Here is a 26250-nt window from a genome sequence, read left to right as displayed (position 1 = left end):
TTAGGGTTTACTGGTTTTAAAGTCGTGTCCTATGCAGATTTCTCTACATACGCAGTATAGTTTATATTTTTACAATCTTTTTATAAGATTTTATAAACTATTTATTACTGTAATTCCTTTTTCATTGGCTATGCTTATAGCTATGCTTCTTAATTTTTCTGCTTTTTCTAATATACCCATAAATAGTTTTATTTTCTCCCTTGAATAAATTTACACGTCTTAGACCTACGTATAATTCTATGTTTTACATGTCAGATTTATTACTATTATCAATGATAATACATTAGCATTAGTAGCTTCTTATATATTAAATGAACAATATATATTTTATATACTTATTTTAGCCTTGCATTTACTATTACTTAATTTATATAATAATAGTTATAAAATCAAAATATGGAGGCACTTATGTATTTATCGAAATTTACAGATTACAGCTTCAGAATATTAATTTATTTAGGTAACCATCCAAATGAACTTTTTACTGTAGACGAATTATCATCTATTCTTAATTTATCTACTCATCATATAAAGAAAATTGTATATAAATTAGCTAAAAATGAGTATATCCTCTCTTCTAAAGGCAGAAATGGAGGGATAAAATTAGTAATGAATCCTAAAGATATAAATTTAGGTCAACTTCTTGAAATAACCGAAGATAACTTAAACATTGTTGAATGTTTTTCTACTGAAAATAATACTTGCAAGCTTAACAGTTGCTGTAAATTAAAACCAATCATAAATGATGCTTTGGATTTGTTTAAGAATAAACTTAGTGAATATACACTAGAGGATATTCTTTAAAAACTTGTTCATAGTATAATAAAAAAGTATAGATAAGTTTGTTTTTACACAGGCTTACCTATACTCTCTTACATTGATATTTCCACTTCTTTTTTTATCTTTTTAATATTTTCAGCCTATATTAATCCCCAACAACTTCTAATTCATTCCACTCTAATTGTCTGTCTTCTGTTGGAGCCATAATAAGATTTTTTATTTTATCCTTATTATATGCATAATTACTCTTTGGATAATAAAGAGGTGCACAAACTGCTTGTTCATACATATAATTCATTATTTCATTGTATTTATCTTGTCTTTTATTTTTATCTGAAATCTTTAATACTTCATTTATCATTTTTTCTAATTTGTCATCATCCCATCCAACTTTTTCAGCTTCCCCTGACTTACAGTACATTGCTTTCATAAATCCATGTGGATTCCAAGCATCTGAGTAAGTTCTATAAATAGCTACATCATATGATTTTGTTTTCCATATAGACTCATTGTAAGCGTTATTATCTAATAATTTAAGTTCTATATCTATTCCAACCTTTTTAAGTTCTGATTGTAAATATTCACAAACAGGTTTCCATTCTGGATATTTTTCATTTTGGAAAACTAGACTAAGTTTTAAAGGTTTTCCATTCTTATCCATAATTCCATCTTTATTAGAGTCAGTATATCCAGCTTCTTCTAAGCATTTTTTAGCTTTTTCTATATTATATTCATACCCTTTATTATTATCTTTATTTACATAAGGAACAGTATTAGGGAATAATCCTGTAGCTGCTTCACCATTTCCATTTATAACATTATTTGCAATAGTTTTATTATCAATTGCATAGTTAATAGCTTTTCTAACATTTAAATCTTTTAAAATTTCATTTTTATAGTTGAATATTAAATGATATCCTGTTGTACCTTTTCTACTCAACATTTCTAAATTTTCTTCTTTTGCAACTACTTCTGCATTTTCTGAAGTTGCAGTAGTAGCTATATAGTCAACGTCACCACTTTGAAGTGCCATCATTCTTGCTTCTCCATCTGGTATAACTTTTAATATTAATTTATTTATATTTGGTTTTTTGCCTACATACTGTGGATTAGGAACTAATACAGTTTCTTTTCCTTCTTCATAACTTTCTACCATCCACATACCAGTACCAATAGGCTTTTCAAATTTACCACTTTTATCTAATGATCCTTTTCCCATCATTCTACATGGACGAGGATATGATAATTCATTTAAATAAGGGTAAAAACTCTCTGTAAAAACAAATTTAACTGTGTATTCATCTATTTTTTCAACAGACTTTATATTAGAACCTACACTTACAGATTTTGTATTTGGATTATCTTTCCATCTTTCTGTGTTAAAAATCACATTATCTGCATTGAACTGTTCCCCATTTGAAAATTTAACATCTTTACGCAAATGGAAAGTATATTCTGTTCCGTCCTCACTTATATCCCAACTTTCAGCAAGACCTGGTTTATATTCGCCATTTTCACCAAATACTACTAGTGGCTCATAAATTAATTCATATTGAAGCATATTACCTGCTGAATTAGCTGAATCCATTATAGATACAGGATTAGCATCTGCAATTGCTACTTTTACTACCTTTTCATTTTTCTCTCCCTTAGCATTAGATGAGCTACTACTACATCCTGTTAATGTAGTTATAGACATAACAAATGCCGTTAAAATTACTGCTGATTTCTTTAGTATTCCTTTCATACTAATCCCCCTTTAAACTCTATTTAAACATATGGCAGGCTATACTATGCCCTTTTTCAATTTCTTTTAGTTTTGGAACTTTTTCTTTACATATCTCCATACATTTATTGCATCTTCTTTGAAAATTGCATCCAGATATTAAATCTACATTTTGTGAAATTTCCCCCATCACTTCTCTTCTCTTTCCCCTTTTAGTAGGATCTGCCACTAATACAGCATCGAAAAGTATCTTTGTATAAGGATGGCTCATTTTTTCTTCTATTTTATCAATATCTAAAATCTCTACAATTTTACCTAAATACATTACTGCTATCTTTTTACATACATATTTTATTGTAGATAAATCATGAGTTATAAATAAATATGTAACTCCAAAATCTTCGCTAAGTTGCCTTAAAAGATTTAGTATGTTTTTTCTTATTGAAAAATCAAGGCTAGAAACAGGTTCATCACATACTACAAATTTAGGTTTTAATACAATTGCCCTTGCTATATTTGCTCTTTGACATTGACCTCCACTTAGTTCATTTGGATATCTATTATAAAAAGATTCATCTAAGCCTACTTTTTTCAAAATATCTTTAACTATATTTACTCTATCCTCTTTACTTGTCTTTTCAAAATTTTTAATAACTTCCTCTATACTTTGACCAATAGTACTTCTAGGATTAAATGTTGATGTAGTATTTTGAAAAATCATTTGAGCGTTCTTTCTAATCGGTTTCATTTCCTTTAATTTTAAATTAGTAATATCTACCTGATTAACAATAACTTTACCTGTATTAGATTTTTCTAAACCAACTAATATTTTACCTAGTGTACTTTTTCCACAACCACTTTCACCTATAAGCCCTATTGATTGTCCTTTTTCTATCTCAATAGTTACATTGTCTAAAGCTTTAAAGGTAGTTTTATTTCGACTTATCTGATTGCTTACTTCATAGCTTTTTACTATGTCCTCAGCTCTTACTAAAACAGTCATTTTAACCTCCGTAATTAAATAATTGATGATAGTAGTTTCTTTGTATACTCATGCTCAGGTTCTTTAAATATTTTGTAAACATCTCCCATTTCTACGATTTTTCCATTTTTCATAACATAAACATAATCAGCTATTTCCGCTACTATTCCCAAATCGTGTGTTATAAATAATACACCTGTATTTGTAGTTTTAACCATGTTGCATATTTCATTTAGAATCTGAACTTGTACGGTAACATCAAGTGCTGTGGTCGGCTCATCTGCTATCAAAAGTGACGGTTTCATTGCCATTGCAATTGCAATCATGACCCTTTGACACATTCCTCCACTTAGTTGAAAAGGGTATTTCTTTAATATCTCCCTTGGATTACTTAAGTGAACCCTTTCTAGTAAAGCAACCGTTTCCTCTGATGCTTGCTTTTTAGTAATATTACTATGAGCCATTATAGCTTCAGATACTAAACTCTCAACTTTTAGGAGTGGATTTAATGATTGCATTGGATTTTGAAAAATCATACCAACATCTTTGCCTCTAAAATATTTTTTTTCTTTTTTATTCATTTTACTAACATCTTTTCCCTTTACTTTAATTAACCCAGATACAATCTTTGCATTTCTATCTAATAAACCCATAACAGATGTTGCTGTTACAGACTTTCCACTTCCACTTTCTCCTACCAAAACAGTTATTTTTCCTTTTTTAACTTTTAAATTAACATTATCTACTGCTCTTATAACATCGCTTTTTACATTAAAATCTACTACTAAATTTTCTATATCTAAAACTAAATTATCTTTATTCATATTTACCACCACCAATAAATTTTCCATTTAATCCTTCACCTAGTAAGTTGAATGCTATGACAGTAGCTGCTATACAAATTCCTGGATAAAAAATCAAGTGTGGTTGTGTTTGTATATATGCTTTTCCGTCATTTAGCATAACTCCCCATTCAGGTGATGGAGGCTGTGCTCCCAATCCGATAAATGAATATGATGCTATTGCTAAAATAATATTTCCTACCTCTAAAGTTGCAAGTACTATTATTGAAGATGATATATTTTTAAGTATATGTTTTACTATAACTTGAAAATGGTTACATCCAGTTGCATATGCAGCTTGGACAAAATCTTTTTGTTTAGTCTCCATAACCATAGCTCTAATAATTCTTGCATATGATGTCCACCATACACTAGACATAGCTATAATTAAGTTTTTAATGCTCGGACCTAAAATACCTGTTATTGCAAGTGCTAAAACAGCACTAGGAAATCCCATGAAAACATTTGTTATTGACATAAATATATGATCTATTTTTCCACCAAAGTATCCTGAAATAAGACCAATACTTATCCCTATAAACATCATTATTATTAAAATAAAAGATGTATATAAAATAGATGCTCTTGTCCCCCATATAAGTCTTGATGCTATACATCTTCCTAGATTATCAGTCCCCAGCCAGTACCTACTACTAGGACCTTGAAACTTTTGACTTATATTAACATCCAATGGATTATTTGGTGCTATTATAGGCGCAAAAATTGCTATTGCACAAATTACTACAACCATAATTGCTCCTACAGAAGTCCTTTTATCTTTAAAAATATTTAGTATTTTACTTATAAATCTATCTCCATTTTTATTAGATTGCTTTATTACTGTGCTTTCCAATTTTCAATCCCCTTTAAATTTTATTTTAATTCTATTTTTGGATTTATTATTATGTATAAAATATCTACAAGTAAGTTTATTATTACAATCACTGCCGCAATTAAAATCACATAAGCTTGTATTACTGGAAAATCTTTATTAGTAATAGCAGACATTACATATGTTCCTAATCCTCTATATGAAAAAACTATTTCAACTACTGTAGAACCACCTAAAAATGCACCTATTGTTACACCAAATTTAGTTAATATTGGTAACATTGCATTTTTCAAAGCATGCTTTAAAATAACTATTTTTTCAGATAAACCTTTAGCTCTAGCAGCTTTTATATAACTTTTATCTATTACTTCCAGCATATTTATCCTAATAAGTCTTATATATGATCCTATACTACCTAGTGCCAATGTAAATGCTGGAAATATAATTACACTACTGTCTTCACTTCCTATTACAGAAATCATTTTCAGCTTAACTCCAAATAAATACAAAATCATAAGACCAACCCAAAATCCAGGAAGGGATGCACTTAAAAATGATAGCCCTCTTGCTCCTTTATCTATTAATGATTTCGGATAAAGTGCTGATAATATTCCTAAAGGCAATGCTGTTGATACTAAAATTATCAATCCATACAAAGCAAGCTTTGCACTTTGAACTGACCTAAAAATCAAATCATTTGTTATAGGCAAACCTGACATATATGATTTTCCAAAATCTAATCTAAGAATTCCCTTTAGCCAATTCCAATATTGAATATATATCGGTTTATCAAGACCTAGTCTTTCTGTAACCATTCTTATTGACTCTTCACTTGCTTTTACACCACTTCCTCTTAATACAATCTCTGCAATATTTCCTGAAGATAAAGTTACAAGTCCAAAAGCAATTATAGAAACAACTAGCATTATCGGAATAATCGATAATATTTTTTTTAATACGTATTTCTTCAATTTTTCATCCCCAAACTAAAAAAAGTACTATGATAAATACATTAGTTGACAAAATAAAATCATCCTAAATATATTATTCATAATACATCCCAATAAAAATTTTTTTAAATAAAAAATATCTAAACATAGAAAGGTTATTCTTATGACCAGATTCTCTATATCCCTTTTGCCTATCGGTACTACTATTCATAGCATTTGTAACAATTTCATTTGATACTGTACCAAAGTCTTGTCATATTTTTTCAATTTCCTCTATTAATCCTTCTAAATCCTTAGATATTTTGTATTAAGTTGTATATTTATTATATACCACATGATTATTATATATCAAGTTTTTTTATTATTTTCTTAATTTCGTCAATAAACTGTATTGATTTGAGGCTAATAGAATTTAAAATATTTAGATTTTTTTAAATAAATTCATCTAAATATGTTATTATATAAACTAAGATTATTTTACTTCATTTAGATTGGAGATTTTATAATGAATGATAAATATATTATTTATTTTATTAGTAGAACCAAAGCTAATATGATAAAGTTTATAGAAAATAGATTAAAAGAAAATAAATTAGATGATTTGATACCAACTCATGGTAACATACTAACTGCTCTTTATGAAAGTGATAAAAAACTTACTATGAAAGAGATTGCAACTAAAATAGGCAAAGATAAATCTACAGTTACATCTTTAGTTAACAAGTTAATAGATTTAGGATATGTTGAAAAAGAGAAATGCACAAAAGACAAGCGTGTCACTTATATTGGACTGACTCAAAAGGCACATGATATAGAAGATAGATTTAATTATATATCTTCTCAAGTTAAACAAACAGCTTATAAAAACTTTACAGAAGAAGAAAAAGCCGAATTTCTTAGACTATTAAAAAAACTTAGCTCCAACTTCAAAAATGCAAAATAAAGAGGTTGACTTAAAATACAAAATTTTTGTAGCATAACCTAGCGAAGGATGAAATATAAGTTATCCCTACATTTACAGGCGTGATTTTTGCCTGTATGTAGGATAACTTATATTCAGCCCAAGCGGTAGGTTAACCACAAAATTCAATTTTAAGACAACCTCTTTTTAATTAATTTTCAAATTCTGTATTTTCAACTTTCCATTCTACTAATTTTATATATAACCAGAATCCATATATACCTAAAGTTATAATTGTTAATATCCACCATTTTATATAATTAACAAACAAACTCCCTCCAGTTCCTGTAAATCTTAATCTTCTTCCTTCTATAAGTGTATTTTCTATTTCCCATTTATATTTTATACACATAGCCCACGGTGTAGCTATTCCTAAAGTAAAAATACTTATTATTGCAGCTAATACATTAACACCTATAAATCCTAATATATTTCCTTCAAATCTTGATTTCATGTCTTACCCTCCTGTGAATATCTATGTTTATTATTATACGGTACAAGTTAATTAAAGTATATAAATAAAATCTTACTTAAATCTTAAATAAATCTTAAATTTAATTTCTAAAATTATACAAAATTATACAAAAATAAAAACAGAACCTACTATACTATTTAAAGTACAATTTAGGTTCTGTTATAAACAATTTAATATTAATCTATAAATGTAACAACATCTTCTAATGGCTTACGAGGTGGTTGCGCTGGTGTATTATCCTCAGCAACTCCTAGTGAAATCATAGACATTAGTTCATATCCTGGCTTATCAAATCCTATAAGTTTCTCTATTTCAGTTTTAGCATGAGTAGGTCCTGTCATATAACAAGTTCCATATCCCATTTCTGTTGCTGCTAATAAGAAGTTTTCAACTGCTGCTCCTATACCTTGAGCTCCAGATTGAGGTGATTCTAAAACATCAAGAATTTCTTGAGGTGCATCATTTTCCTTTAATATCTTATATTCTATCATTTTATATTCACATGCATATACTAATACCACTACTGGAGCATCTTTAAAACAAGTATAGTAGTTTATTACACTCATATGTCTTTTTTTATCTTTTTCAGTTTTTGCAAGTTCTCCTATTTTTTCATGGCTTTTAGTTACAATATCTGCCATTTCATTTATTATTTCAGGATTTTGTAAAACAACAAAATGCCAGTTTTGTTGGTGCTTTGGAGATGGCGCAAAAGTTGCTGCTTTTAATAATTCTAGTATGTCCTCTTTAGGAATATGTGTATCTTTAAATTGTCTTATACTCTTACGATTGTATATAAAATCTAAATTTGTCATTATGTATTTCTCCTTTTTATCGAAAATAGTTTATCGTCAAACTAATTATATAACTAAAATAGTTTATCGTCAAACTATTTTTAATTTAAATCAATACCTTCAATTTCTAAAACCTTCTTAATACAATTATCATCTTTAAATTCTTTAGTTCTTTTATCATTCTTCAATAGAAAATCCGGTGTAACTTTAAACTCTTCATCACAAATTCCATTTCTAGTTAAGAACATATCACTATTTATTCTAACTATCAATCCACTATTTTTTAAATTAAAAAGCACAGGTCCATATCCCCCGCCTCCACCACCTGTTGTATTTCCAACTAAAGTGGCAAATTTAGTATCCTTGCAAAATACAGCAAAAGACTCTGCTGATGAAAAAACTTGCTCGTCTACAAGTAGATATATATTACCTTTAAACTTTGAACTATGATTAGTTTTTATTGTATTTTCTAATTCTAAAAATCCACTAAATTTCTCTGAAACTTCATTAGGTGCATTTTTTATTACTGACTCAGGTAACTTATCAATTGAAGTCAACTTAATATTTTTTGCTTTAATATAATAATTTATTACTTTGCTTTTACCTCTAAATAGTGAAAAACCTTTTGTCTTTATATCTTGATTAGATATATTAGAAACTATTTCTTTCCAATAAACATCATTTCCTCCACGATTTCCTCTTATATCAATAATTAAAGTTTTATGATTATCTAATGTTTTTATATAATCTAAAATAGTTTTCATATCTTTTTTTATTGAACCACTTTTAGGAGACATCTTAGGTAAATTCATATATCCAACCTTATCTTTAACAACATCCTTAAGTATTAAATTATTATTAAAATGCTTAGTTTCTTTATTTAGATTAATCCCTATTTTACTTAAGCTATCATATCTATCCTTAACCTTTTCATCATCAAAAAAGTCATACAAACCTTGTTTACTATACGACTCTTTAAAAATCTTATATTTGTCTTTATCTTTTATTAAATTTGTATGTCCATTATTTAACTCATCTATTACCTCTGACAATTCTTTTATAAATTCTTTATCATTCTTAGTTGACTTAATTCGATTAATATAATTTTCTTTATTCGATAACCAATCTATATTGTTCAATCTTTTATTTACATCTAGATAAGGATATCCTTCTTTAATTACATTATATATGTACTCAAAGTCCTGTAATTTTTCTTCCATAGAAAGGTCTTCTACTTTAGAATAACTACTTACAACCAAGGTTATTGAAAAAAATACAATAATAATAAGTAACAGAACTTTACCCCTCATAAAATTTATGCCTCCTCATGTTTGTTATTAAATTATATTTCCCTATTTTACCTATACTCATTCAAACAATATTTCGCCCTTCCTATAATTATTTTCTACCTTTTACTTATCCTTAATTCATTTTATCTCAATGTTATTTTTATGCAAAAAATGACCTAAAAATTAGGTCATTTTATTACTAACTCTATCAAATATATTTTTATAGCCTTTTACTTTGAACATATATTCATATATACTGATGTACTTTTATTATTATTTTCTGAACCATATATTCCTATGTTATTTTCTCTTTTGCTAATTTTACCTTTTTTATTATATGGAATATCTACTTCTAATCCCATCATATCTGATAGTTCATTTTTTACTCTTTTAAATTTAAACTTATAGTTATCTTCTACCTTTTGTTTATCCTTGTCCCTTCCAATTACATCTATGATACAATTATCATTTTCATCTATTTTAAATATCACTTTAGGATTTTCTTGTTCTTTACTATAATAAATACTAGAAGTACCTATAGGTTTTTCATCTTTGGGTTTAATAATTAAATCATTTGAATTATTACTTTTTATATTAAAATTTAAATCATAATTTTTATTATTTGGTAAACCTTCTAATTCATATGTAAGTACTAAAGTACCATCATCTCTTGACATATCTACTTGATTAAAAGTTGCACTATCTCTATTAATCATAGAAAACGCATACAATGAACCTATTGACATTAATATTATTTCTAATATAATTAGAAATTTTAATCTTGTATTTTTTAATTGACTATTGTATTTTTTGTTTTTATAAAACTTATATAAGCTTATTAAAAGTGATACTAATAAAAATACTAATGAATATATAACTATTTCCATACAACTCACCCTTTCGCTGTCTAAGAGCTTTTTATTTTATTATATCAAGTAGATTAAATATAATCTATAAGTTTATATTATTTTTAACAATATTCTTTAATTTTAAAAATAGGGAGTGAAACTTATTCTAAACCCAATGAAGGGCTGAAATATAAGTTTACTAAAAAACTTATATTTCAGCCCTATATACATTACACTCTTACTTATTTTTTCATCATATTTTTTATTGAATTAAGTACTTGTTCATTTCCATTTCCGCCAACTTTAGTTAATCTTTTTATTTCTTTAGTTGATAAAACTTGTTTTTGTTTTTCATTTAAAGTACTTGAACCAATTACTATAGGAGAATTTTCTTTAGCTGCTATAACTCCTACTGATAAAGCATCTATTAAATCATCTGCTTTTTTCATTCCATCTTTTGCTACGAATACATTATTTAATGCTAAGTTTTTGTAGAATGTATCTATTATCATAGCATTAGTTTCATTTCTATCATTTCCACCAACTCTAGTAGCATTAGGTAATTTATTTGCAATTTCCTTAGATATTGCTTTTTCTTTACCTATTACATAAGACTTATTTACTTTTTTATTTTTAATAAATTCATTAAATACTTTTGTTCCTTCATTTGGTGAAGAAAGTACTATAGGCATATTTTTATTAGCCGCAACTGGTGCTATACTAACTGCATCTGCAAGTCCGCTTGCTCCATTTACTACTGCTATCTCTGATACATTACCTAATTTTTTAGCTATTTCTAATGAAGTTTGATATCTGTCAGTTCCACTTACTCTTTCAACATTTAATTTTAAATCTTTTAATTCATTTACTACAGAATATTTTACTACATTACTTCCTCCTATTACATATACATTTTTAGCACCTAATCTAGTTATTTCTGATTTAGTTTTATCATTTAATTTATTACTATCAGTTAAAAGTATTGGTGCATCTTTAAGTTTTGCAAAAGGTGTTGCTGATAATGCATCTACTATAGCTGATGAATTAACTACTACTACATTTTCTGATTTTTCAAATGCTCTCTTACTTACTTTTACAGCTGTTTCATATCTGTCCACTCCAACAAGCATACCTATTGTTGAAGTTATTCTACCTTCTTCTTTATAGTCAACAGTTCCTAGTTTTTCTATGTATTTTATAAGAGCTTCATCTAATCCACCATATTCATTTAAAGTAGGTTCTCCTTTAAAACATGGATAGTCGTCTCCACTTACAGCTAAGAAATCATTAGTTGCAACTGTATATTTCTTATTCATATCTATTTTTTCATTATTTACTGTTATATCTAATACTCTGCTACCTACAGAACATGTTGGATCTACTTTAAATTTCATACCTCCAACATGTGAGAATGAACCTGCTATAGCCCCAAAATCTTTCATCCCATGTTCTAAAACTTGTTTTATTTGAGCTCCTGTTAATTGTTTAGTTACTATATAGTTACCAAAAGGAAGTACTTTTACAACACTACCCTTAGTTATATCTCCCTTAGCTATACTATCACGCATTCCTCCACCGTTAGTTATAGCAACATCTGCACCTGTTTCATTTATCATTGCATCTGTTAATAAGTTTCCTAAATTAGTTTCTCTACTTCTAACATTTTCTCTTGCACCTTCTAAGTGTGAATTTGTGCTTCCTACTTTAGCAGATAATATTTTATCTTGAGCTGCTTCTATTTCTTTAACTTTAGCTTCAACTGTTGCATCTGGTTTTATATCCTTAGCTGCTGCTTTAGTTATATGGCTTGCTGTAGCTTTTACTACTTCTGCTTTACCACCTTTATTAGCTATTTCTAAATCAACTTTTCCTATATTTTCCATATATTGTCCTGTACTTACAATTAAAGTGTCTTTTACTAATTTTCCATTTGGGAAACTAGTATGACTATGACCATCTACTATTACGTCTATTCCGTCTACTTTATTTGCTATATCATAAGTTGTAGGGTCACTTGATTCATCTACACCTACGTGAGCTAATCCTACTATAACTTCAGCTCCTGCTTTTTCTAAGTTTTGAACTTCTTCTTTCGCAGTTTCTACAGGATTTTTAAATTCTATTCCTTTAACATTATTAGGATTAGTTTTGTATGCTGTTTCTTGAGATGTTAAACCAAAAAATCCAACTTTAACTCCATTTATTTCTTTTACATAATTAGGTGTAAATACAGATTTCCCATCTTTTTTAACATTAGATGATACTACTCTCATTTTACCTTCACCATTTTTAAGAGTTAACTCTTTAAGTCTTTCATATCCATAGTTAAAATCATGATTTCCTGGTGTCATAAAATCATATCCAGCTTCATTCATTAAGTTCATAGCATCTTCACCTTTGCTTAAAGTGACAAAAGGTAATCCATGTAAAGTATCTCCTGCATCAACTAATATTGAATTTGGCGTTTGTTTTTTTATAGATGCTAATACATCAATTCCTATAATTTTATCTCCTTTTACAAATCTTCCGTGTACATCATTTGTATGAAGTATTGTTATTTTCTTATTATCCTCTAACGCTGATACCTCCGATGGATAAATCATTGGTATAACTAGTCCTAATGCTAGTGCTAAAGATGCTACCTTTTTTAATTTAAATTTGCAAGCCATATTTCTTATCCCCCTAAAAAATTATATGTATTTTATACATAATTCTATACTTATACAAAATAGACATAGAATTAATATATTCACCTTTAAATACTTAATAATTAATACGTATAAACTTAATTTTTCTTTGTATATATGTTTTAATTCAGTAAAATACTCTTAATGTGTTATACTATTTAACTAATATATTACACTACTAGATTAATTTAGTAAATATTTTTATGCTTATAATTTTAATAAAGTTATTAATTATTATTACTAATATTTCCTGTATATTTGTTTACTTTAAACCAACCTAATGTAGCACTGTGCTCATATTCTTCACCCTTACCTACTATTTCATATATATGTATAATATAGTCATCTTCTTCAACATGATCTACTTCTATAACTTTAGACTCACACTGTATGCCATTTTTTAAAAAATACTCTTTAGCTATGCTAATAGCTTCATCCTCACTTATTTCTTTAGATTTTTCTTCTACTACATTTACTGAGTCCTTAACCGATACATCAGACTCCTCTAAAGATTCACTTGTATTATAAATTTCACATCCTACAGCTAGACCCAAAACTATACTCAAAATCATTGTTTTTAAATATTTCATATTATCACTCCCATATTATATTCATATGTACGTCTATATTGTGTATATTCTTCAAAATCAAAATTCTTATTGTATGGGTACAATTATTATTGTAGATTATCGTATAATTTACTATAATTTATTTAGATAAATATTTATGGATATAATTTTAGGAGGGAATAATAATGAATAATAAAACTAAACAAACTGTATTAAATGGTTTAATGATAGCTCTAGTCTGTATAGCTACTATGGTTGTTCAAATTCCAACGCCTGGAACAAATGGTTATGTAAATGTAGGTGATTGTGTAATATTTATTTCATCTATTTTATTTGGGCCAATTACAGGAATGTTAGCTGGAGGATTAGGTTCATCACTTGCAGATATTTTAAATGGATATTCTCACTGGGCTTTATTTACTCTTATTATCAAAGGATTTGAAGGATATTTAGTAGGTATAATGATTAAAAATAATAGTACAATTGCAAAAAACCTATTAGCAACAACTTTAGGTTGCATAGTAATGGTACTTGGATACTTTATAGCAGGTGCTATTTTAAAAGGAAGCTTCATAATTTCTGCAGCTTCTATCCCATCTAATGTTATTCAAGGAATAATTAGTATGGTTATAGCAGTTCCACTTGCTTCTTCTTTAGGAAAAGTAAATTATATAAAGTCATTTAAAATTAAGGTTCAGTCTTAATTTATAATATAAAAATATAGTTCTTCAGTTAACATACAACTTCGGGTAAAATGTAAGTTCCACCGACATTTTACCCCTTTTTTATGATATTTTTTAAAAGTTTTTTTAAATTAGTATCTTCTTAAAAAGGATTTATATTACTATACGAATAACTCTTATCTTATATATACTTTTTTAATAAGGAGGTAAGCACTATGAATACTCTTAAAGTAGCAATGATTCAAATGAATATAGATAAATATATATCGAAAAATATAGACACAACCAACAATTTTATAAAAAAAGTAGCCAAAGAAAATGTAGATATTGCAATTCTTCCAGAAATGTTTTGTTGTCCTTATGAAACTTCAAATTTCCCTCTATATTCTCAACAAGAAAATAGTCCTTGTTATCTTTCTATCTCAAACATGGCAAAGAAAAATAAAATCTATATAGTAGCAGGTTCAATGCCTGAAAGAGATGAAAATGGTAATATCTTTAATACTTCTTATGTATTTGACCGAAATGGAAATCAAATAGCCAAGCATAGAAAAATGCATCTCTTTGATATCCAAATAGAAGGTGGACAGCATTTTAAAGAATCAGATAAACTATCAGCTGGAAACAATGTAACTGTTTTTAACACTGAATTTTGCAAAATAGGCCTTGCTATTTGCTATGATATTAGATTTCCAGAATTATCCCGACTTATGGTAGATAATGGTGCTAAAATCATCATAATTCCAGCTGCATTTAACATGAGTACAGGCCCTAGTCATTGGGAAATTTTATTTAAATCAAGAGCATTAGACAATCAAGTATATACAATTGGAGTTTCATCTGCTAGAAATTATGATGCTCCTTATATTTCTTACGGAAATTCTATTATAGTTTCTCCTTGGGGAGAAATCATAGAACGTATGGATGAGAACGAAGGTTATCGTGTATGTACGTTAGACTTGGATTATGTAGATAAAATAAGAAAAGAACTTCCTCTTTTAAAACATCGACGAAAAGACATTTATAAGCTAACTTAATATAATTTTCATAAAAAAAGTAACCTAGCGAAAATTTTTAAATAATCGCAGGTTACTTATTATTTTTATACTAATTTACTAGCATTTTTCATAGTTACAAATCTATCAGTATCTTCTTTATTTCCACCTATTTGAATTATCTCTTTTGCTTGTAATTTTTTAGCTTCAAAATCTGATTTTTTCATCAAAGGACATTGATTCTTTTGACTTACTAATATAGCACTAAAAATATCTACATCTCCATAATATAATACGATTTTTTCAAGCATATCTTCAGCCTCCACTTCTATATTTTTGCCTAAAATTCCTTCTGCTATAAGCTTGGCTACACCATCATAACCTAAATTTTTAGCTTTTTCATAATCACCTTTATTATCACAGAAAAAAGTTTCTGTTAAAACAGCCGTAGGTTTTGTATCTCTTAAAATATATAAATCTAGTCTTTGTTTTACTCCTCTATCTTTAAAAACAGTTATCAGCTTATCTTGTATTTGCTGAGCCATGTTTTTTCCTTCATTTTTATCATAATATAACACTTCTGATCCGTTTCCTAGTCCATTAGAAGCATTTAAATGGAATTCTACTAATAAATCATAGTCTCCTCTGTTTATTCTAATAATTTTATAAAGATATTCTTCTCTAGAGCTTGTAAATACATATTCTGGACACTGAATAACTGTAACATCATGTCCTTCTTTTCTAATTAATTCTGCAACTTTAGGTACAAGTATTTTGTTATATTCATATTCATTAACATAACCATTTGCACCAGTTGTTTCTCCACTTTTTAACTTACTGTGTCCTACTACAAGGCATATTTTCATATTTTGATACCTACTTTCTCCTTATATGAAATTAATAATTTCTTTATAAGTTGAAAATTTTATATTTAAGGATAAACTTAAAAATCTAAATTTATTCCCTATTTATATATATGTTTTTACATTATTTAATGTTACTATTTTTTCTTGTAAATAAGTTGTCCAACTGCAAAACTAGCACTACTTATTTGTTATTAAGCATCATGAGCTTATTTAAGTATAAAACTTATGATGCTTAATAATTCTATGCTAGACCTAACATTTCAGATACTTTTAATGAAGATACTTGTAATGTATATTCATCTTCTATCGCTTTATTTTCACTCTCATCTATATATATAGGTGTAGATACTATCTCATTTAAAATTTTATTTCTCTTAAATCTTACACTATCATTAGCTCTTACTAACTCTAATATTTCATTTATCTCCATGGATTCTATATTATCTAATCCCATACTAACTAATTTAGAATTTCTTCTATCTGTCCATTCTTTAAACCATACAATTTTATTTAAAAATACTTTGTCCAAATCCTTTATATTAGGGTTTATTGGCTTTACTCCATTTTTTTCTTTTGCTAGTATTTTTTCAGTATAGCTTATATCTATATATATTCTCAATTCTATTAACTTTAAAGCTAATACTAGTGAATATTCATCTAATTCATTATAGTTAGATATTGAATCAATATTTATCATAATACTCCTCCCGAATGCATTTTATAGTACAGTATATGTATATTCAAATACATTAATGACAAGATTGTGTACAATCATATTATTATTAATAGACAATAATTACATATTAAATTCAATTTATATATAAACTGAGTAAAAATATATATTTATTGTTAAATTATATAAATAACAAAGGTAGGAATATAATTTTAATACATTAATTGACAAAAGTAATAACTATTAAAATAACCTATCGAATGAACAAAACATATATCCATTCGATAGGTTAATAACAAACTATCTTTTACCTTTGAAGTTTATAACTTTTCCATTTTTAGACTTAGGATTATTTCCTAAAGTTCCTTCTTTTAATCCCATTAATATCTCTAAATCTTCTGGATATAAAACTATCCCTGCATCATTTAAATTTTGAACCATAGTGTTAGAACTCATTATATTATTTTCAAATATAAGTTCTACCCCTCTTTTTAAAGCTTGAGGATTAGTTCCTTTTATATTATCATCTAATGGTTCTTTATTTAACCATCCTTGTTTTTGCATTTCATTCATTAAATAATTGTATTTTTTATAGTTTATCTTTCCTAATTGATATGCTCTAAAAACCATAGTAGATATTGGTACTATCCATTTTTTCTTTAATTCTATATAAAAGTCTAAATCATCTGGATTAACTAAGTCTTCTAAGAAAGTTTCCTTTGGTAATAAGAATGCACACGCAAACTCATCTTTTTCAAAGTTCTTAGCTGAAATTCTAAGCTCATTAGATATTATGAATGATAATTCATATGCTAAATCATAATTTCTTATTGTTGCACATTTTCTATCATTTCCAAGGGAAATTACATAATTAGTACTTGCATTTAAAGTTTGTTTTTGTGTAAAAGGACTAGCTCCTTTTCTATCTATATTAATTGCTGATAATATTAATCCATTTACTTCTAATAAAGATACCATATTACCTATTGGTCCATCACCTAAGTTCCAAAATCTTCTTAATTTACTTGCTAAAACTTCAACATCTTCATTTCTATTTAAATCATCTGGTAAGTTAAGTTCTGGATACTTAATATAGTCTTGCATAAAAGAATATATCTTGTGAGTCATTATTAACTTTTCTTTATAAGATATTTCTTCTACCCTAGGTAATGTTGACTGAGGATTAAAATGAGCGCTCTCTACAGTAACTTTCATATTTTCATTTTGATAAAAATATTCTCTTGGGAACTTTAATACATTTGATAACTTTAAAGAATTTTCTACTGTTGGTACATATTTATTATCTTCAAAAGCTAATATGTCTTTTTTATTTACACCAATTTCTTTTGCAAGCTGATCTACAGTTTTTGCTCTGTATATTCTAGCTACTTTTAATTTTTTTCCATTAAATAACTCTTTTTTCATATAATCTATCTCTCTTTCAAATTATGTCATTTTTATAATTTATTTATCTAAAAAATTTAATTTTCTAATCTAAAAATGCTCTGGATATCATTGATACTCAGAGCATTTTTGTATAATACTATTTTTATTATAATATCATATCTATAATTTATCGTCAAATTAACTAAAATTAATTAAATTTTTATATAGCTCTAATTATAATGTTTTTTCAAGCTTCATAATCGCTACATCCATAGCTGATTCTAAATTTCCATTGTTCTTTCCTCCACCTTGAGCTAGATGAGAACTACCTCCTCCTCTACCATCAAGTAAAGTTATAGAATCTTTTAAAACATTATTCATATTTATCTCTTTTAAATCTTTTGACCCTGCAAATACTAAATTTACCTTATCATCAGATTTGACTGCCATTAAAACTATTGTATTTTCGTTTTCAACTAACTTAGATGCTATTTTACTTACATATTTTAAATTTTCATTTTCATATATTCTTTTAACTATTGATATATTATTTATTTTAGTGGAATTTTGTATCATTTCCTTAACTTCATAATTAGATACTATGTCTTCTAGCTTTCTCTTTTCCTTTAAAGAGCATTCTAACCTTTCATTTAAATTAGATATACCTTTTAAAGCATCTTCTTCATTACAGCTTAAAAATTTACATATTTTACTTAAATAGAAATCTCTTTTTAGAACTTCATCAGTTGCTCTTCTCCCAGCTAAAAATTCTATTCTAGTTGCTTTTTTATGCTTTTCCCATTTTTTTATTTTTATAATTCTAAGGTCTAAAGTTGATTTTGGATGAACTCCACAACAAGCATTTATGTCTAACTCTCCTATTTTGACTACTCTTATCTCTTCATCTGTTTTTGGTAAATCTCTTCTTAATCCTATTTTTTTTAATTCCTTTTTTGATGGAACTAATATTTCTAAAGGAATATCTTCTCTTATAACTTCATTAGCTAATTTTTCTACTTCTCTTATTTGTTCTTCTGTTAAATATCCTTCTATATCTACTGTAGAAAATTCTTTTCCTAAATGAAAACCTACTGTATTTGCTCTAAATGTTTTAAAAAAACACCCTGATAAAACATGCTGTCCAAAATGCTGGTGCATTCCATCTTCTCTTCTGTCCCAATCTATACTACATTTTACTTTATGTATTTTTATAGGTTTTTTATCTAAAACATGATAAACTTTTTTATCTTCTTCATAAACATCTATTACATCATGACAATCTATTTGACCTAAATCACAAAATTGTCCACCACCACCTGGGAAAAATGCAGTTTTATCTAACAATACATGAAACTTGCCATCTACTTCTTTCACTTCTATTATTTCTGCTGTAAAATCCTTTATATACTGGTCTTTATAATATAATTTCTCCATTATTTTTCTCCCATTCTTAAATTATCTACTTTTATTAACCCGTTATATTTAATCATAATTTTTATTATTTTTATAAATATACTCATCTTACTAATAAACAATTTTATCACTTATCTTAATATAGTTAAAGGCATAACTACTATAACTTCTGTATTTTAATATTTTTTATCATGATATAATTAAAGTAATAAATATTTAGGTGTAAATTATTTTAATTTAGACTATAATGTGTATATAGAAAATAAGGTAAGGTGAAACTAATTGGACTTTAATAAAATACAAACTTTAATAAAAATAAATACTCACTCCTCTCGGTGGTCTCGAGGAATTAAGTATTATAGTAATAAATTAGTTGATAATGTTGGATTTCACATAGATGAAAATACAATTTCCTTTGATGGAATGGTTGAATCAGAGTATAACAATGAAGTTTATACAAGTACTATACTTATAGATACTCAAAACTATAAAATTTTAGGTGGAAGCTGTAGTTGTGAGGATTGCAGATCTAAAAGCGATAATAGTCATTTATTTTTATGTAAGCATTTAGTTGCTACTTCTATATCCGGAATACGATTAGCTAAAAGAGATTTAGAAAGTGGTTTATTTGAAAATAACTCAACAAATTCTTACAATTCATTATTACAAACTAACACTAACAATCTTACTCCTAGTAAACAATTACTAGAGTATTTTAATGATTCCAAAAGAGAAAAAGTAAATTTAGAAGTTAACTTATTTGTAGCACATAATAAGGTTTTTGCTCATTTTAAAATAGGTACTGATAAAATGTATGTTTTGAAAAATATAAAAGATTTTGCTAAATCAAGATTTAACAATGAAAAGTTAGAATATGGTAAAAGCTTTATTTTTGACCCAAATTTTCACTACTTCTCAAGCCACGACGAAAAAATAATTGATATGATAGAAGACTACGGAATGAATATTTTCCCATATTCAAATTCATCTTATAATTCAAAAATTATGGATATTGGTATAAGTAGTTTAAAGGTATTTTTAGAACTCTTAGAAGATAAAGATTTTAACTTTTTTTACAATGAAGAACAATATGCTCCTTCAATAATAAAAAATAGTTTACCTATAAATTTTGATATAAAAAAATCAGATGATAAAATAAATTTAACGTCTCAAGGTGATTTGCCTATTCCTATTACATCTAAAGGAGACGTTCTTTTATATGATGAGAATCTTTATTTATTATCTAATGAAGATTGCAGAAATTACAAAAATATTTTTTCTGTGCTTAATGAAAATAAAGATATAAGTTTTGAAAAAGAAGATACTAGTGATGTTTTGAGTTCTTTAGTTCCTAAGCTTAAAGTATTTTCAAATGAAGTTCATCTAGATGAAGAAATCGAAAAAAACATTGTAAGTGACTTCAAACCAGAATTTTACTTTGATTTAAAGAATTCAAAAATAACTTGTGACTTAAAGTTTTTATACAACGATGATAATGGTAAAAAATATGTACTTCGTAATATTCAAAAAGAAAAAACATTTGAAGATGCTATAGTTTCTTATAACTTTTCAAAGGAAAATAAACTTTTTGTATTTAAAGGAAATGATGAAGATTTATTTGAATTTTTAAATACACAACTAAGTGAGTTAAAAGATTTAGGCGATATATATTACTCTAACAAATTTAAGTCTAAAAAAATGTATAACTCTACATCAATTAATGCTTCTATTGGAAAAGGACTTGATGGATATTTAGAATTTTCTTTTAATCTTGATGATATAGATACTAAAGAATATAAAAATATATTAAATGCTTTTAAAAATAAAAGAACTTTTTATAAATTAAAAAATGGAAGTTTTATAGATTTAAGAGAATCTAAAACTAAAGATTTTTTCGAATTAGTAGAAAACTTAGATGTTATTGATAGTAATCTAAGTAAAATTCATAACAATAAGGCAATGTATATAAATGAGATGCTAAATCAAAAAAATCTAAGTTTTATTAATGGGAAAGAAATGGTAAATGATATATGTGATAGATTTAAATCTATAGATGATTTAAATTTAGATATTCCCAATAATTTAAATGCTACATTACGTGATTATCAAGTAAGTGGAATGCAATGGCTTAATACTTTAAATCACTATAATTTTGGTGGTATTCTTGCTGATGAGATGGGCCTTGGTAAAACTCTGCAAACTATTGTGTTTTTACTAGCTCAAAAAAATAAAAAGAGTTTAATAATAACTCCCACTTCTCTTATATATAACTGGAAAATTGAATTTGAAAAATTTGCTCCTAGTATAAATGTTTTATTAATACACGGTAGTAAAAAAGAAAGAGAAGAAAATTTCAAAAATATAGATGACTATGATGTAATACTAACTACTTATGGTACTTTGAGAAATGATTTAGATAATTATAATAATAAAATATTTGATTATTGTGTTATAGATGAAGCTCAAAATATAAAAAATCCTATTGCTTTAAGTACTGAAGCTGTAAAAAGTGTAAATGCAAAAATGAGATTTGCATTAACTGGAACACCTATAGAAAATAATTTATTAGAGCTTTGGTCTATATTTGATTTTGTTATGCCTGGATATTTATATAACAGAAATAAATTCCAAAATTTATTTGTAAATAATGAAGATAATGTAGAAAATTTAAAAAGACTTATAAAGCCTTTTATTCTAAGAAGAACTAAAAAAGAAGTTATGAAAGAACTTCCCGAAAAAATAGAAAAGAATTTCTTTGTTGAATTAAACAAAGACCAAAAGAAAATTTATAGTACTTATATTTTGGAAATTCAAGAAAAAATGAAAAGTATTGATATGAAAAAAGATAAGATAACTATTTTATCTTATTTAACAAAGTTAAGACAATTATGCTTAGATCCAAGAGTTCTTCTTGATAATTACACTAAAAAAAGTTCTAAAATTGAAGCTTGTTTAGAAATATTAGAAGAAAGTATAATGCACAACCATAAAATATTATTATTCTCTCAGTTTACATCAGTTCTTAAAAACTTAGGTAATGAACTTACACGAAATAATATTTCTTATTCTTATTTAGATGGTCAAACTAGTGCAAAAGATAGATTAAAATTAGTAGATGAGTTTAATGAAACTGATGAATCAAATGTATTTTTAATATCATTAAAAGCTGGTGGAACGGGACTTAACCTTACTAGTGCAGATGTCGTAATACATTTTGACCCTTGGTGGAATCCAGCTGTAGAAGACCAGGCAAGTGATAGAGCTCACAGATTCGGTCAAAAAAATGTAGTTGAAGTTATTAAACTTATTGCAAAAGGAACTATTGAAGAAAAAATCCTTAAATTACAAGAAAATAAAAAAGACCTTATCGATGAATTTATAAATGGAGATTTATCTAATGGAAATGTTCTAAAGAGCTTATCAGATACTGAAATTATTGAACTCTTTAGTTAATGCTTTTTTTAATAATTTTGTAGTTAACCTACCGCTTAGGCTGAATATAAGTTCTCCTCCATGCAGTCAAACCACGACTGCAAATGTCTATGGAACTTATATTCACACCTTCGCTTAGGTTAATCATAAAATTCTATCTTTTTAATTTTTATATCATAAATCTTTCTAATAATTCTTTTATTTTATCCTCTACATCTCCAGTTTCTTCTATCTCTTCCATTCTTGGCTTACTTACTTCACAACCGTGCTCATAGTTTGTCACTGATATGCTTAATTCATTATTATCATAATCAAATAATAATCCTATAAAATGGTCTAAATCTAAATTTAAATCACCGATATCTTTTATAGTATCATTATCTTCATATAAATCATCTAAGTAATGCTTTAAGTTGTATTTCATTCCATCTAACAACTCTATTTTTTCTTGTCCTTCATATGTTTTTCCTATTATGAAATGTAGAGCATATTCTTCATCTAATAATACTTCTTTATAATCATTTGCATCTTTTAAATTTTCATATTCTTCATCAGATGATATTACATCCATATAATCTTTGTCTACTAAATTTATTTCCTTTCTTTGTTCATTATACTCAGAAATTAATTCTTCTATATTATCTTCATAATAATTTATGAAATTCTCTAATTTAAAATCTTCTAGTTTTATCTTTATTGGTTCCATTATGTCCTCTTCCTTGTTTAAGTCTAATTTTTAATTTTATTATACTACATTTTTTCTTTATAGTTTATACAATTCAAATAATTTTAGTAATAAATTTTAGCACTTAGATTATGAGTAGTTGTACATTAAATATTCATCTTTAAAATATAATTTATATTCAAATCTACTTCCTTCATATCCTACCACTTTAGATGCTACTTTATTAGCTATATAACAGCATTCATCATAATTACAACCCTTAGAATATGATGCTATTATTGCTCCTATATGACTATCTCCTGCTCCTATTGTGTTAACAACTTGTGTACTTATTCCGTCTATAAATTTGTAGTTATTACCATTAAAATACATAACTCCATCTTTTCCCAATGTTATAAATACACTGTTTAAGGTCAATCTATTAATTTCTTTTGCAGCATCCATTATATTACTTTTATTTGTATATTTTAAAGCTTCATCATCATTTAAATGTAATATTGGATTTAGTGTTAAAATTTTTTCCATGGTTTTTTTTTGTATATAATTAATTCTTGGGCCAGGTGCAAAGAAAAGAGTTTTATCTTTTTGTTTAAGTAACCAATTCGATATTATAACCCCACTCTCTCCTTCCATTTCATATCCTGATACATATATATTATCATATTCACTATCATCTATATCTTCTAACCATTTAGACTTATACGTAGATTCTATACCCCTTATAGTTATAAAACTTCTCTCCCCATCTTTTTCTACTAAACATAAGCAGTATCCATTATCCGAAGAGTCATCAGTTATATATTTTTTATAATCATTTTTTTCTAATTCTTCCCTAATAATCTCTCCATAAATCCCATTTCCTACTGGCGATATCAAATCATGTTCAACTTCAAAGTTTTTTAATACTGTTGCTACATTATAAGCACAACCACCTATAGATATAAGCTGTTTGTTACACATAATATCATCGCCTGTTTTTGGTAAAGCATCTACATTAACGATCACATCAACAAATACATTTCCTAACACTAATGTTTTCATCTAAGATCCCCCTGTTTTAAATCATTCCCCTTTAACATAATTTTATATAGGGATTTATGAATAAGCAATTAAAATATATATTTATCAAAGATATGACTTTATTTTTTAATTTCTATTTAATTTCGTGTTTTATCATAGTTCCATCTACACAATATTCATAAACTTCAAAAGTATTTTTATCTACTATAATAATCCAATCTCCCATTAGTTGATATTCTGGATCATCTGTATTATACATTCCAAAGGCATAATAATTTTTATTAACTTCGTCAATTCCAATTGCTTGAGGTAAGATATATTCGTATATTCTTTTTTCAGTTGATTGTAGTGCCATTTCATTTAATATATTTTGAGCTTTTTTTATACCTTTATTATCTTTTTCATTTAATAAAATCATATCAACACATTGTTTTGAAATTTTATAATCTACTTCTCCTACTGTTGTTAATGTATCACTATTTTTTAATATACTCTTATCACTTGTATTACTAACTAATACTATAGGGCTATTTTGTGCTAGTGGTGCTGCTGTAAGTGCATCTACAAGTTTATATCCATCTGATATATAAAATGTATCAGGATTTTTATAAAAATATTCTATAACCTTTTTATTTGTATCAAATCTATCTATTCCACCTATTCTAATTGATTTAGTTTTATTTACAAATTCATCACTGACTACAGATTTTGAACCTATCACATAACTTTTAACACCCTTAGCATCAAATAATGTATTTTTTCCATCTGTAAGTATGATAGGTGATTTATCTCTTGATGCTACTGGTGAAATACTCATTGCATCAGCTTCCCCACTATATCCATTTGTAAATATAACTTTATCTATATCTTTTATACTCGAAATTTCCTTAGCTACTTTGTAACTAGTTTCAATTCTATCAGTACCACCTATTCTTATAACTTCAATATTTTTTTCTTTTAATTTCACTTCAATATTTTTACTTATTACATTTTCATTTCCTATTAAATATACTTTATTTACCTTATCCAATCTAGACATTGTTTCAATTGGTATATTATCTTTTTGAGTTAATAAAATAGGTGCATCTACAGCTCCAGCTAACCCACTTGCGCTTAACCCATCTGCTAATGATTTATCTAAATTAACAAGTATTGCTACATCATAATCCTTTTTATCTGCAATAATCCCTGCTGTTGAATATCTATTATTTCCTTGTATTGAATTTACATTATTTAATGCATTAACCTTAACATACCCTGTTGATATTAATAGTGTTGATAATCCTAGTGTTAATACCTTCTTTATACCGTTCATATAAAATCCCCCATAATTTATAATTTTTTATTCAATTAACACTATAT

Annotated in this window: 23 protein-coding genes; 5 read left to right on the top strand and 18 right to left on the bottom strand. The window is 26.6% G+C overall.

What is annotated here, in order from left to right; genetic code table 11:
• Nucleotides 1–408 precede the first annotated feature (408 nt).
• The gene (locus CHF27_RS02940; protein WP_115975887.1) at nt 409–804 is read left to right on the top strand and encodes an RrF2 family transcriptional regulator; all 396 of its coding nucleotides are present in this window, start codon (nt 409–411) and stop codon (nt 802–804) included.
• Between the two features lie 121 nt (nt 805–925).
• On the opposite strand, the gene CHF27_RS02935 is transcribed toward CHF27_RS02940, so the two are convergent.
• The 5 genes from CHF27_RS02935 to CHF27_RS02915 are packed head-to-tail and all read right to left on the bottom strand — an operon-like array spanning nt 926 to nt 6133.
• Nucleotides 926–2527, bottom strand: a complete 1602-nt coding sequence (locus CHF27_RS02935; protein ID WP_115975884.1) for an ABC transporter substrate-binding protein — start codon at nt 2525–2527, stop codon at nt 926–928.
• Between the two features lie 19 nt (nt 2528–2546).
• Nucleotides 2547–3509: an oligopeptide/dipeptide ABC transporter ATP-binding protein gene (locus tag CHF27_RS02930; RefSeq protein WP_095405996.1), complete on the bottom strand. Its 963-nt coding sequence runs from the start codon at nt 3507–3509 to the stop codon at nt 2547–2549.
• 14 nt (nt 3510–3523) lie between these two features.
• A complete protein-coding gene (locus tag CHF27_RS02925; RefSeq protein ID WP_095406002.1) occupies nt 3524–4312 on the bottom strand; it encodes an ABC transporter ATP-binding protein in 789 nt (262 codons plus the stop codon).
• Nucleotides 4305–5183, bottom strand: a complete 879-nt coding sequence (gene nikC / locus CHF27_RS02920) for a nickel transporter permease (RefSeq protein ID WP_243444928.1) — start codon at nt 5181–5183, stop codon at nt 4305–4307. Before nikC ends, CHF27_RS02925 begins: the two co-directional genes overlap by 8 nt.
• A gap of 20 nt (nt 5184–5203) precedes the next feature.
• Nucleotides 5204–6133, bottom strand: coding sequence for an ABC transporter permease (locus tag CHF27_RS02915; protein WP_095405995.1), 930 nt, complete (start codon nt 6131–6133; stop codon nt 5204–5206).
• A gap of 484 nt (nt 6134–6617) precedes the next feature.
• Here CHF27_RS02915 and CHF27_RS02910 point away from each other — a divergent pair, with 484 nt between their 5' ends.
• Entirely contained in the window at nt 6618–7055 is a 438-nt protein-coding gene (locus CHF27_RS02910; protein WP_095405994.1) for a MarR family winged helix-turn-helix transcriptional regulator, read from the top strand.
• Nucleotides 7056–7224: 169 nt separating this feature from the next.
• Here the strand turns inward: CHF27_RS02910 and CHF27_RS02905 are convergent, their stop codons facing one another.
• The 6 genes from CHF27_RS02905 to CHF27_RS02880 all read right to left on the bottom strand — a co-directional run bounded on the left by CHF27_RS02905 (nt 7225) and on the right by CHF27_RS02880 (nt 13756).
• Nucleotides 7225–7527, bottom strand: coding sequence for a DUF898 family protein (locus tag CHF27_RS02905; RefSeq protein WP_095405993.1), 303 nt, complete (start codon nt 7525–7527; stop codon nt 7225–7227).
• 197 nt (nt 7528–7724) lie between these two features.
• Nucleotides 7725–8363, bottom strand: a complete 639-nt coding sequence (locus CHF27_RS02900) for a nitroreductase family protein (RefSeq protein ID WP_095405992.1) — start codon at nt 8361–8363, stop codon at nt 7725–7727.
• Between the two features lie 80 nt (nt 8364–8443).
• Entirely contained in the window at nt 8444–9652 is a 1209-nt protein-coding gene (locus CHF27_RS02895) for a S41 family peptidase (protein ID WP_095405991.1), read from the bottom strand.
• 209 nt (nt 9653–9861) lie between these two features.
• Nucleotides 9862–10518: a hypothetical protein gene (locus CHF27_RS02890; RefSeq protein WP_095405990.1), complete on the bottom strand. Its 657-nt coding sequence runs from the start codon at nt 10516–10518 to the stop codon at nt 9862–9864.
• A gap of 203 nt (nt 10519–10721) precedes the next feature.
• Nucleotides 10722–13148, bottom strand: coding sequence for a cell wall-binding repeat-containing protein (locus CHF27_RS02885; RefSeq protein WP_095405989.1), 2427 nt, complete (start codon nt 13146–13148; stop codon nt 10722–10724).
• A 245-nt stretch (nt 13149–13393) separates the two neighbouring features.
• Nucleotides 13394–13756 carry a hypothetical protein gene (locus CHF27_RS02880; RefSeq protein ID WP_095405988.1) on the bottom strand — a complete coding sequence of 121 codons (363 nt, stop codon included), beginning with the start codon at nt 13754–13756 and terminating at the stop codon, nt 13394–13396.
• Between the two features lie 164 nt (nt 13757–13920).
• Here CHF27_RS02880 and CHF27_RS02875 point away from each other — a divergent pair, with 164 nt between their 5' ends.
• Together CHF27_RS02875 and CHF27_RS02870 are read left to right on the top strand one after the other, a co-directional pair.
• Complete coding sequence (locus CHF27_RS02875) at nt 13921–14439, top strand: ECF transporter S component (RefSeq protein WP_095405987.1); 519 nt, start codon at nt 13921–13923, stop codon at nt 14437–14439.
• Nucleotides 14440–14633: 194 nt separating this feature from the next.
• The gene (locus CHF27_RS02870) at nt 14634–15455 is read left to right on the top strand and encodes a carbon-nitrogen hydrolase family protein (protein ID WP_095405986.1); all 822 of its coding nucleotides are present in this window, start codon (nt 14634–14636) and stop codon (nt 15453–15455) included.
• A gap of 65 nt (nt 15456–15520) precedes the next feature.
• On the opposite strand, the gene CHF27_RS02865 is transcribed toward CHF27_RS02870, so the two are convergent.
• The 4 genes from CHF27_RS02865 to CHF27_RS02850 form a co-directional block, all read right to left on the bottom strand.
• Complete coding sequence (locus CHF27_RS02865) at nt 15521–16279, bottom strand: N-acetylmuramoyl-L-alanine amidase (protein WP_095405985.1); 759 nt, start codon at nt 16277–16279, stop codon at nt 15521–15523.
• A 241-nt stretch (nt 16280–16520) separates the two neighbouring features.
• Entirely contained in the window at nt 16521–16976 is a 456-nt protein-coding gene (locus tag CHF27_RS02860) for a hypothetical protein (RefSeq protein WP_095405984.1), read from the bottom strand.
• A gap of 276 nt (nt 16977–17252) precedes the next feature.
• Nucleotides 17253–18377 carry an XRE family transcriptional regulator gene (locus CHF27_RS02855; protein ID WP_095405983.1) on the bottom strand — a complete coding sequence of 375 codons (1125 nt, stop codon included), beginning with the start codon at nt 18375–18377 and terminating at the stop codon, nt 17253–17255.
• Between the two features lie 195 nt (nt 18378–18572).
• On the bottom strand, nt 18573–19772 hold the full coding sequence (locus tag CHF27_RS02850) for a DHHA1 domain-containing protein (RefSeq protein ID WP_095405982.1): 1200 nt from the start codon (nt 19770–19772) through the stop codon (nt 18573–18575).
• A 261-nt stretch (nt 19773–20033) separates the two neighbouring features.
• Between CHF27_RS02850 and CHF27_RS02845 the strand changes: the two genes are divergently transcribed.
• Complete coding sequence (locus CHF27_RS02845) at nt 20034–23204, top strand: DEAD/DEAH box helicase (protein ID WP_095405981.1); 3171 nt, start codon at nt 20034–20036, stop codon at nt 23202–23204.
• A 148-nt stretch (nt 23205–23352) separates the two neighbouring features.
• On the opposite strand, the gene CHF27_RS02840 is transcribed toward CHF27_RS02845, so the two are convergent.
• The 3 genes from CHF27_RS02840 to CHF27_RS02830 form a co-directional block, all read right to left on the bottom strand.
• Nucleotides 23353–23889, bottom strand: a complete 537-nt coding sequence (locus tag CHF27_RS02840) for a hypothetical protein (RefSeq protein ID WP_095405980.1) — start codon at nt 23887–23889, stop codon at nt 23353–23355.
• Nucleotides 23890–23997: 108 nt separating this feature from the next.
• Nucleotides 23998–24909: a PfkB family carbohydrate kinase gene (locus CHF27_RS02835; protein WP_095405979.1), complete on the bottom strand. Its 912-nt coding sequence runs from the start codon at nt 24907–24909 to the stop codon at nt 23998–24000.
• A gap of 112 nt (nt 24910–25021) precedes the next feature.
• Nucleotides 25022–26203, bottom strand: a complete 1182-nt coding sequence (locus tag CHF27_RS02830; RefSeq protein ID WP_095405978.1) for a cell wall-binding repeat-containing protein — start codon at nt 26201–26203, stop codon at nt 25022–25024.
• Nucleotides 26204–26250 lie beyond the last annotated feature (47 nt).

The sequence above is a fragment of the Romboutsia maritimum genome, from assembly GCF_002251085.2.
GTDB lineage: Bacteria > Bacillota > Clostridia > Peptostreptococcales > Peptostreptococcaceae > Romboutsia_B > Romboutsia_B maritimum.
Note: the sequence above shows the minus strand (reverse complement) of the source record. Positions and strands in the feature narration are given on the sequence as shown.

What these genes read in the sequence shown, in the direction of transcription:
- CHF27_RS02860 (WP_095405984.1), bottom strand. Translation starts at nt 16,976, where the DNA reads ATGATAAATATTGATTCAATATCTAACTATAATGAATTAGATGAATAT.
- CHF27_RS02875 (WP_095405987.1), top strand. Translation starts at nt 13,921, where the DNA reads ATGAATAATAAAACTAAACAAACTGTATTAAATGGTTTAATGATAGCT.
- CHF27_RS02885 (WP_095405989.1), bottom strand. Translation starts at nt 13,148, where the DNA reads ATGGCTTGCAAATTTAAATTAAAAAAGGTAGCATCTTTAGCACTAGCA.
- CHF27_RS02830 (WP_095405978.1), bottom strand. Translation starts at nt 26,203, where the DNA reads ATGAACGGTATAAAGAAGGTATTAACACTAGGATTATCAACACTATTA.
- CHF27_RS02900 (WP_095405992.1), bottom strand. Translation starts at nt 8,363, where the DNA reads ATGACAAATTTAGATTTTATATACAATCGTAAGAGTATAAGACAATTT.
- CHF27_RS02930 (WP_095405996.1), bottom strand. Translation starts at nt 3,509, where the DNA reads ATGACTGTTTTAGTAAGAGCTGAGGACATAGTAAAAAGCTATGAAGTA.
- CHF27_RS02880 (WP_095405988.1), bottom strand. Translation starts at nt 13,756, where the DNA reads ATGAAATATTTAAAAACAATGATTTTGAGTATAGTTTTGGGTCTAGCT.
- CHF27_RS02905 (WP_095405993.1), bottom strand. Translation starts at nt 7,527, where the DNA reads ATGAAATCAAGATTTGAAGGAAATATATTAGGATTTATAGGTGTTAAT.
- CHF27_RS02935 (WP_115975884.1), bottom strand. Translation starts at nt 2,527, where the DNA reads ATGAAAGGAATACTAAAGAAATCAGCAGTAATTTTAACGGCATTTGTT.
- CHF27_RS02835 (WP_095405979.1), bottom strand. Translation starts at nt 24,909, where the DNA reads ATGAAAACATTAGTGTTAGGAAATGTATTTGTTGATGTGATCGTTAAT.
- CHF27_RS02840 (WP_095405980.1), bottom strand. Translation starts at nt 23,889, where the DNA reads ATGGAACCAATAAAGATAAAACTAGAAGATTTTAAATTAGAGAATTTC.
- CHF27_RS02895 (WP_095405991.1), bottom strand. Translation starts at nt 9,652, where the DNA reads ATGAGGGGTAAAGTTCTGTTACTTATTATTATTGTATTTTTTTCAATA.
- CHF27_RS02925 (WP_095406002.1), bottom strand. Translation starts at nt 4,312, where the DNA reads ATGAATAAAGATAATTTAGTTTTAGATATAGAAAATTTAGTAGTAGAT.
- CHF27_RS02855 (WP_095405983.1), bottom strand. Translation starts at nt 18,377, where the DNA reads ATGAAAAAAGAGTTATTTAATGGAAAAAAATTAAAAGTAGCTAGAATA.
- CHF27_RS02865 (WP_095405985.1), bottom strand. Translation starts at nt 16,279, where the DNA reads ATGAAAATATGCCTTGTAGTAGGACACAGTAAGTTAAAAAGTGGAGAA.
- CHF27_RS02910 (WP_095405994.1), top strand. Translation starts at nt 6,618, where the DNA reads ATGAATGATAAATATATTATTTATTTTATTAGTAGAACCAAAGCTAAT.
- CHF27_RS02870 (WP_095405986.1), top strand. Translation starts at nt 14,634, where the DNA reads ATGAATACTCTTAAAGTAGCAATGATTCAAATGAATATAGATAAATAT.
- CHF27_RS02890 (WP_095405990.1), bottom strand. Translation starts at nt 10,518, where the DNA reads ATGGAAATAGTTATATATTCATTAGTATTTTTATTAGTATCACTTTTA.
- CHF27_RS02850 (WP_095405982.1), bottom strand. Translation starts at nt 19,772, where the DNA reads ATGGAGAAATTATATTATAAAGACCAGTATATAAAGGATTTTACAGCA.
- CHF27_RS02940 (WP_115975887.1), top strand. Translation starts at nt 409, where the DNA reads ATGTATTTATCGAAATTTACAGATTACAGCTTCAGAATATTAATTTAT.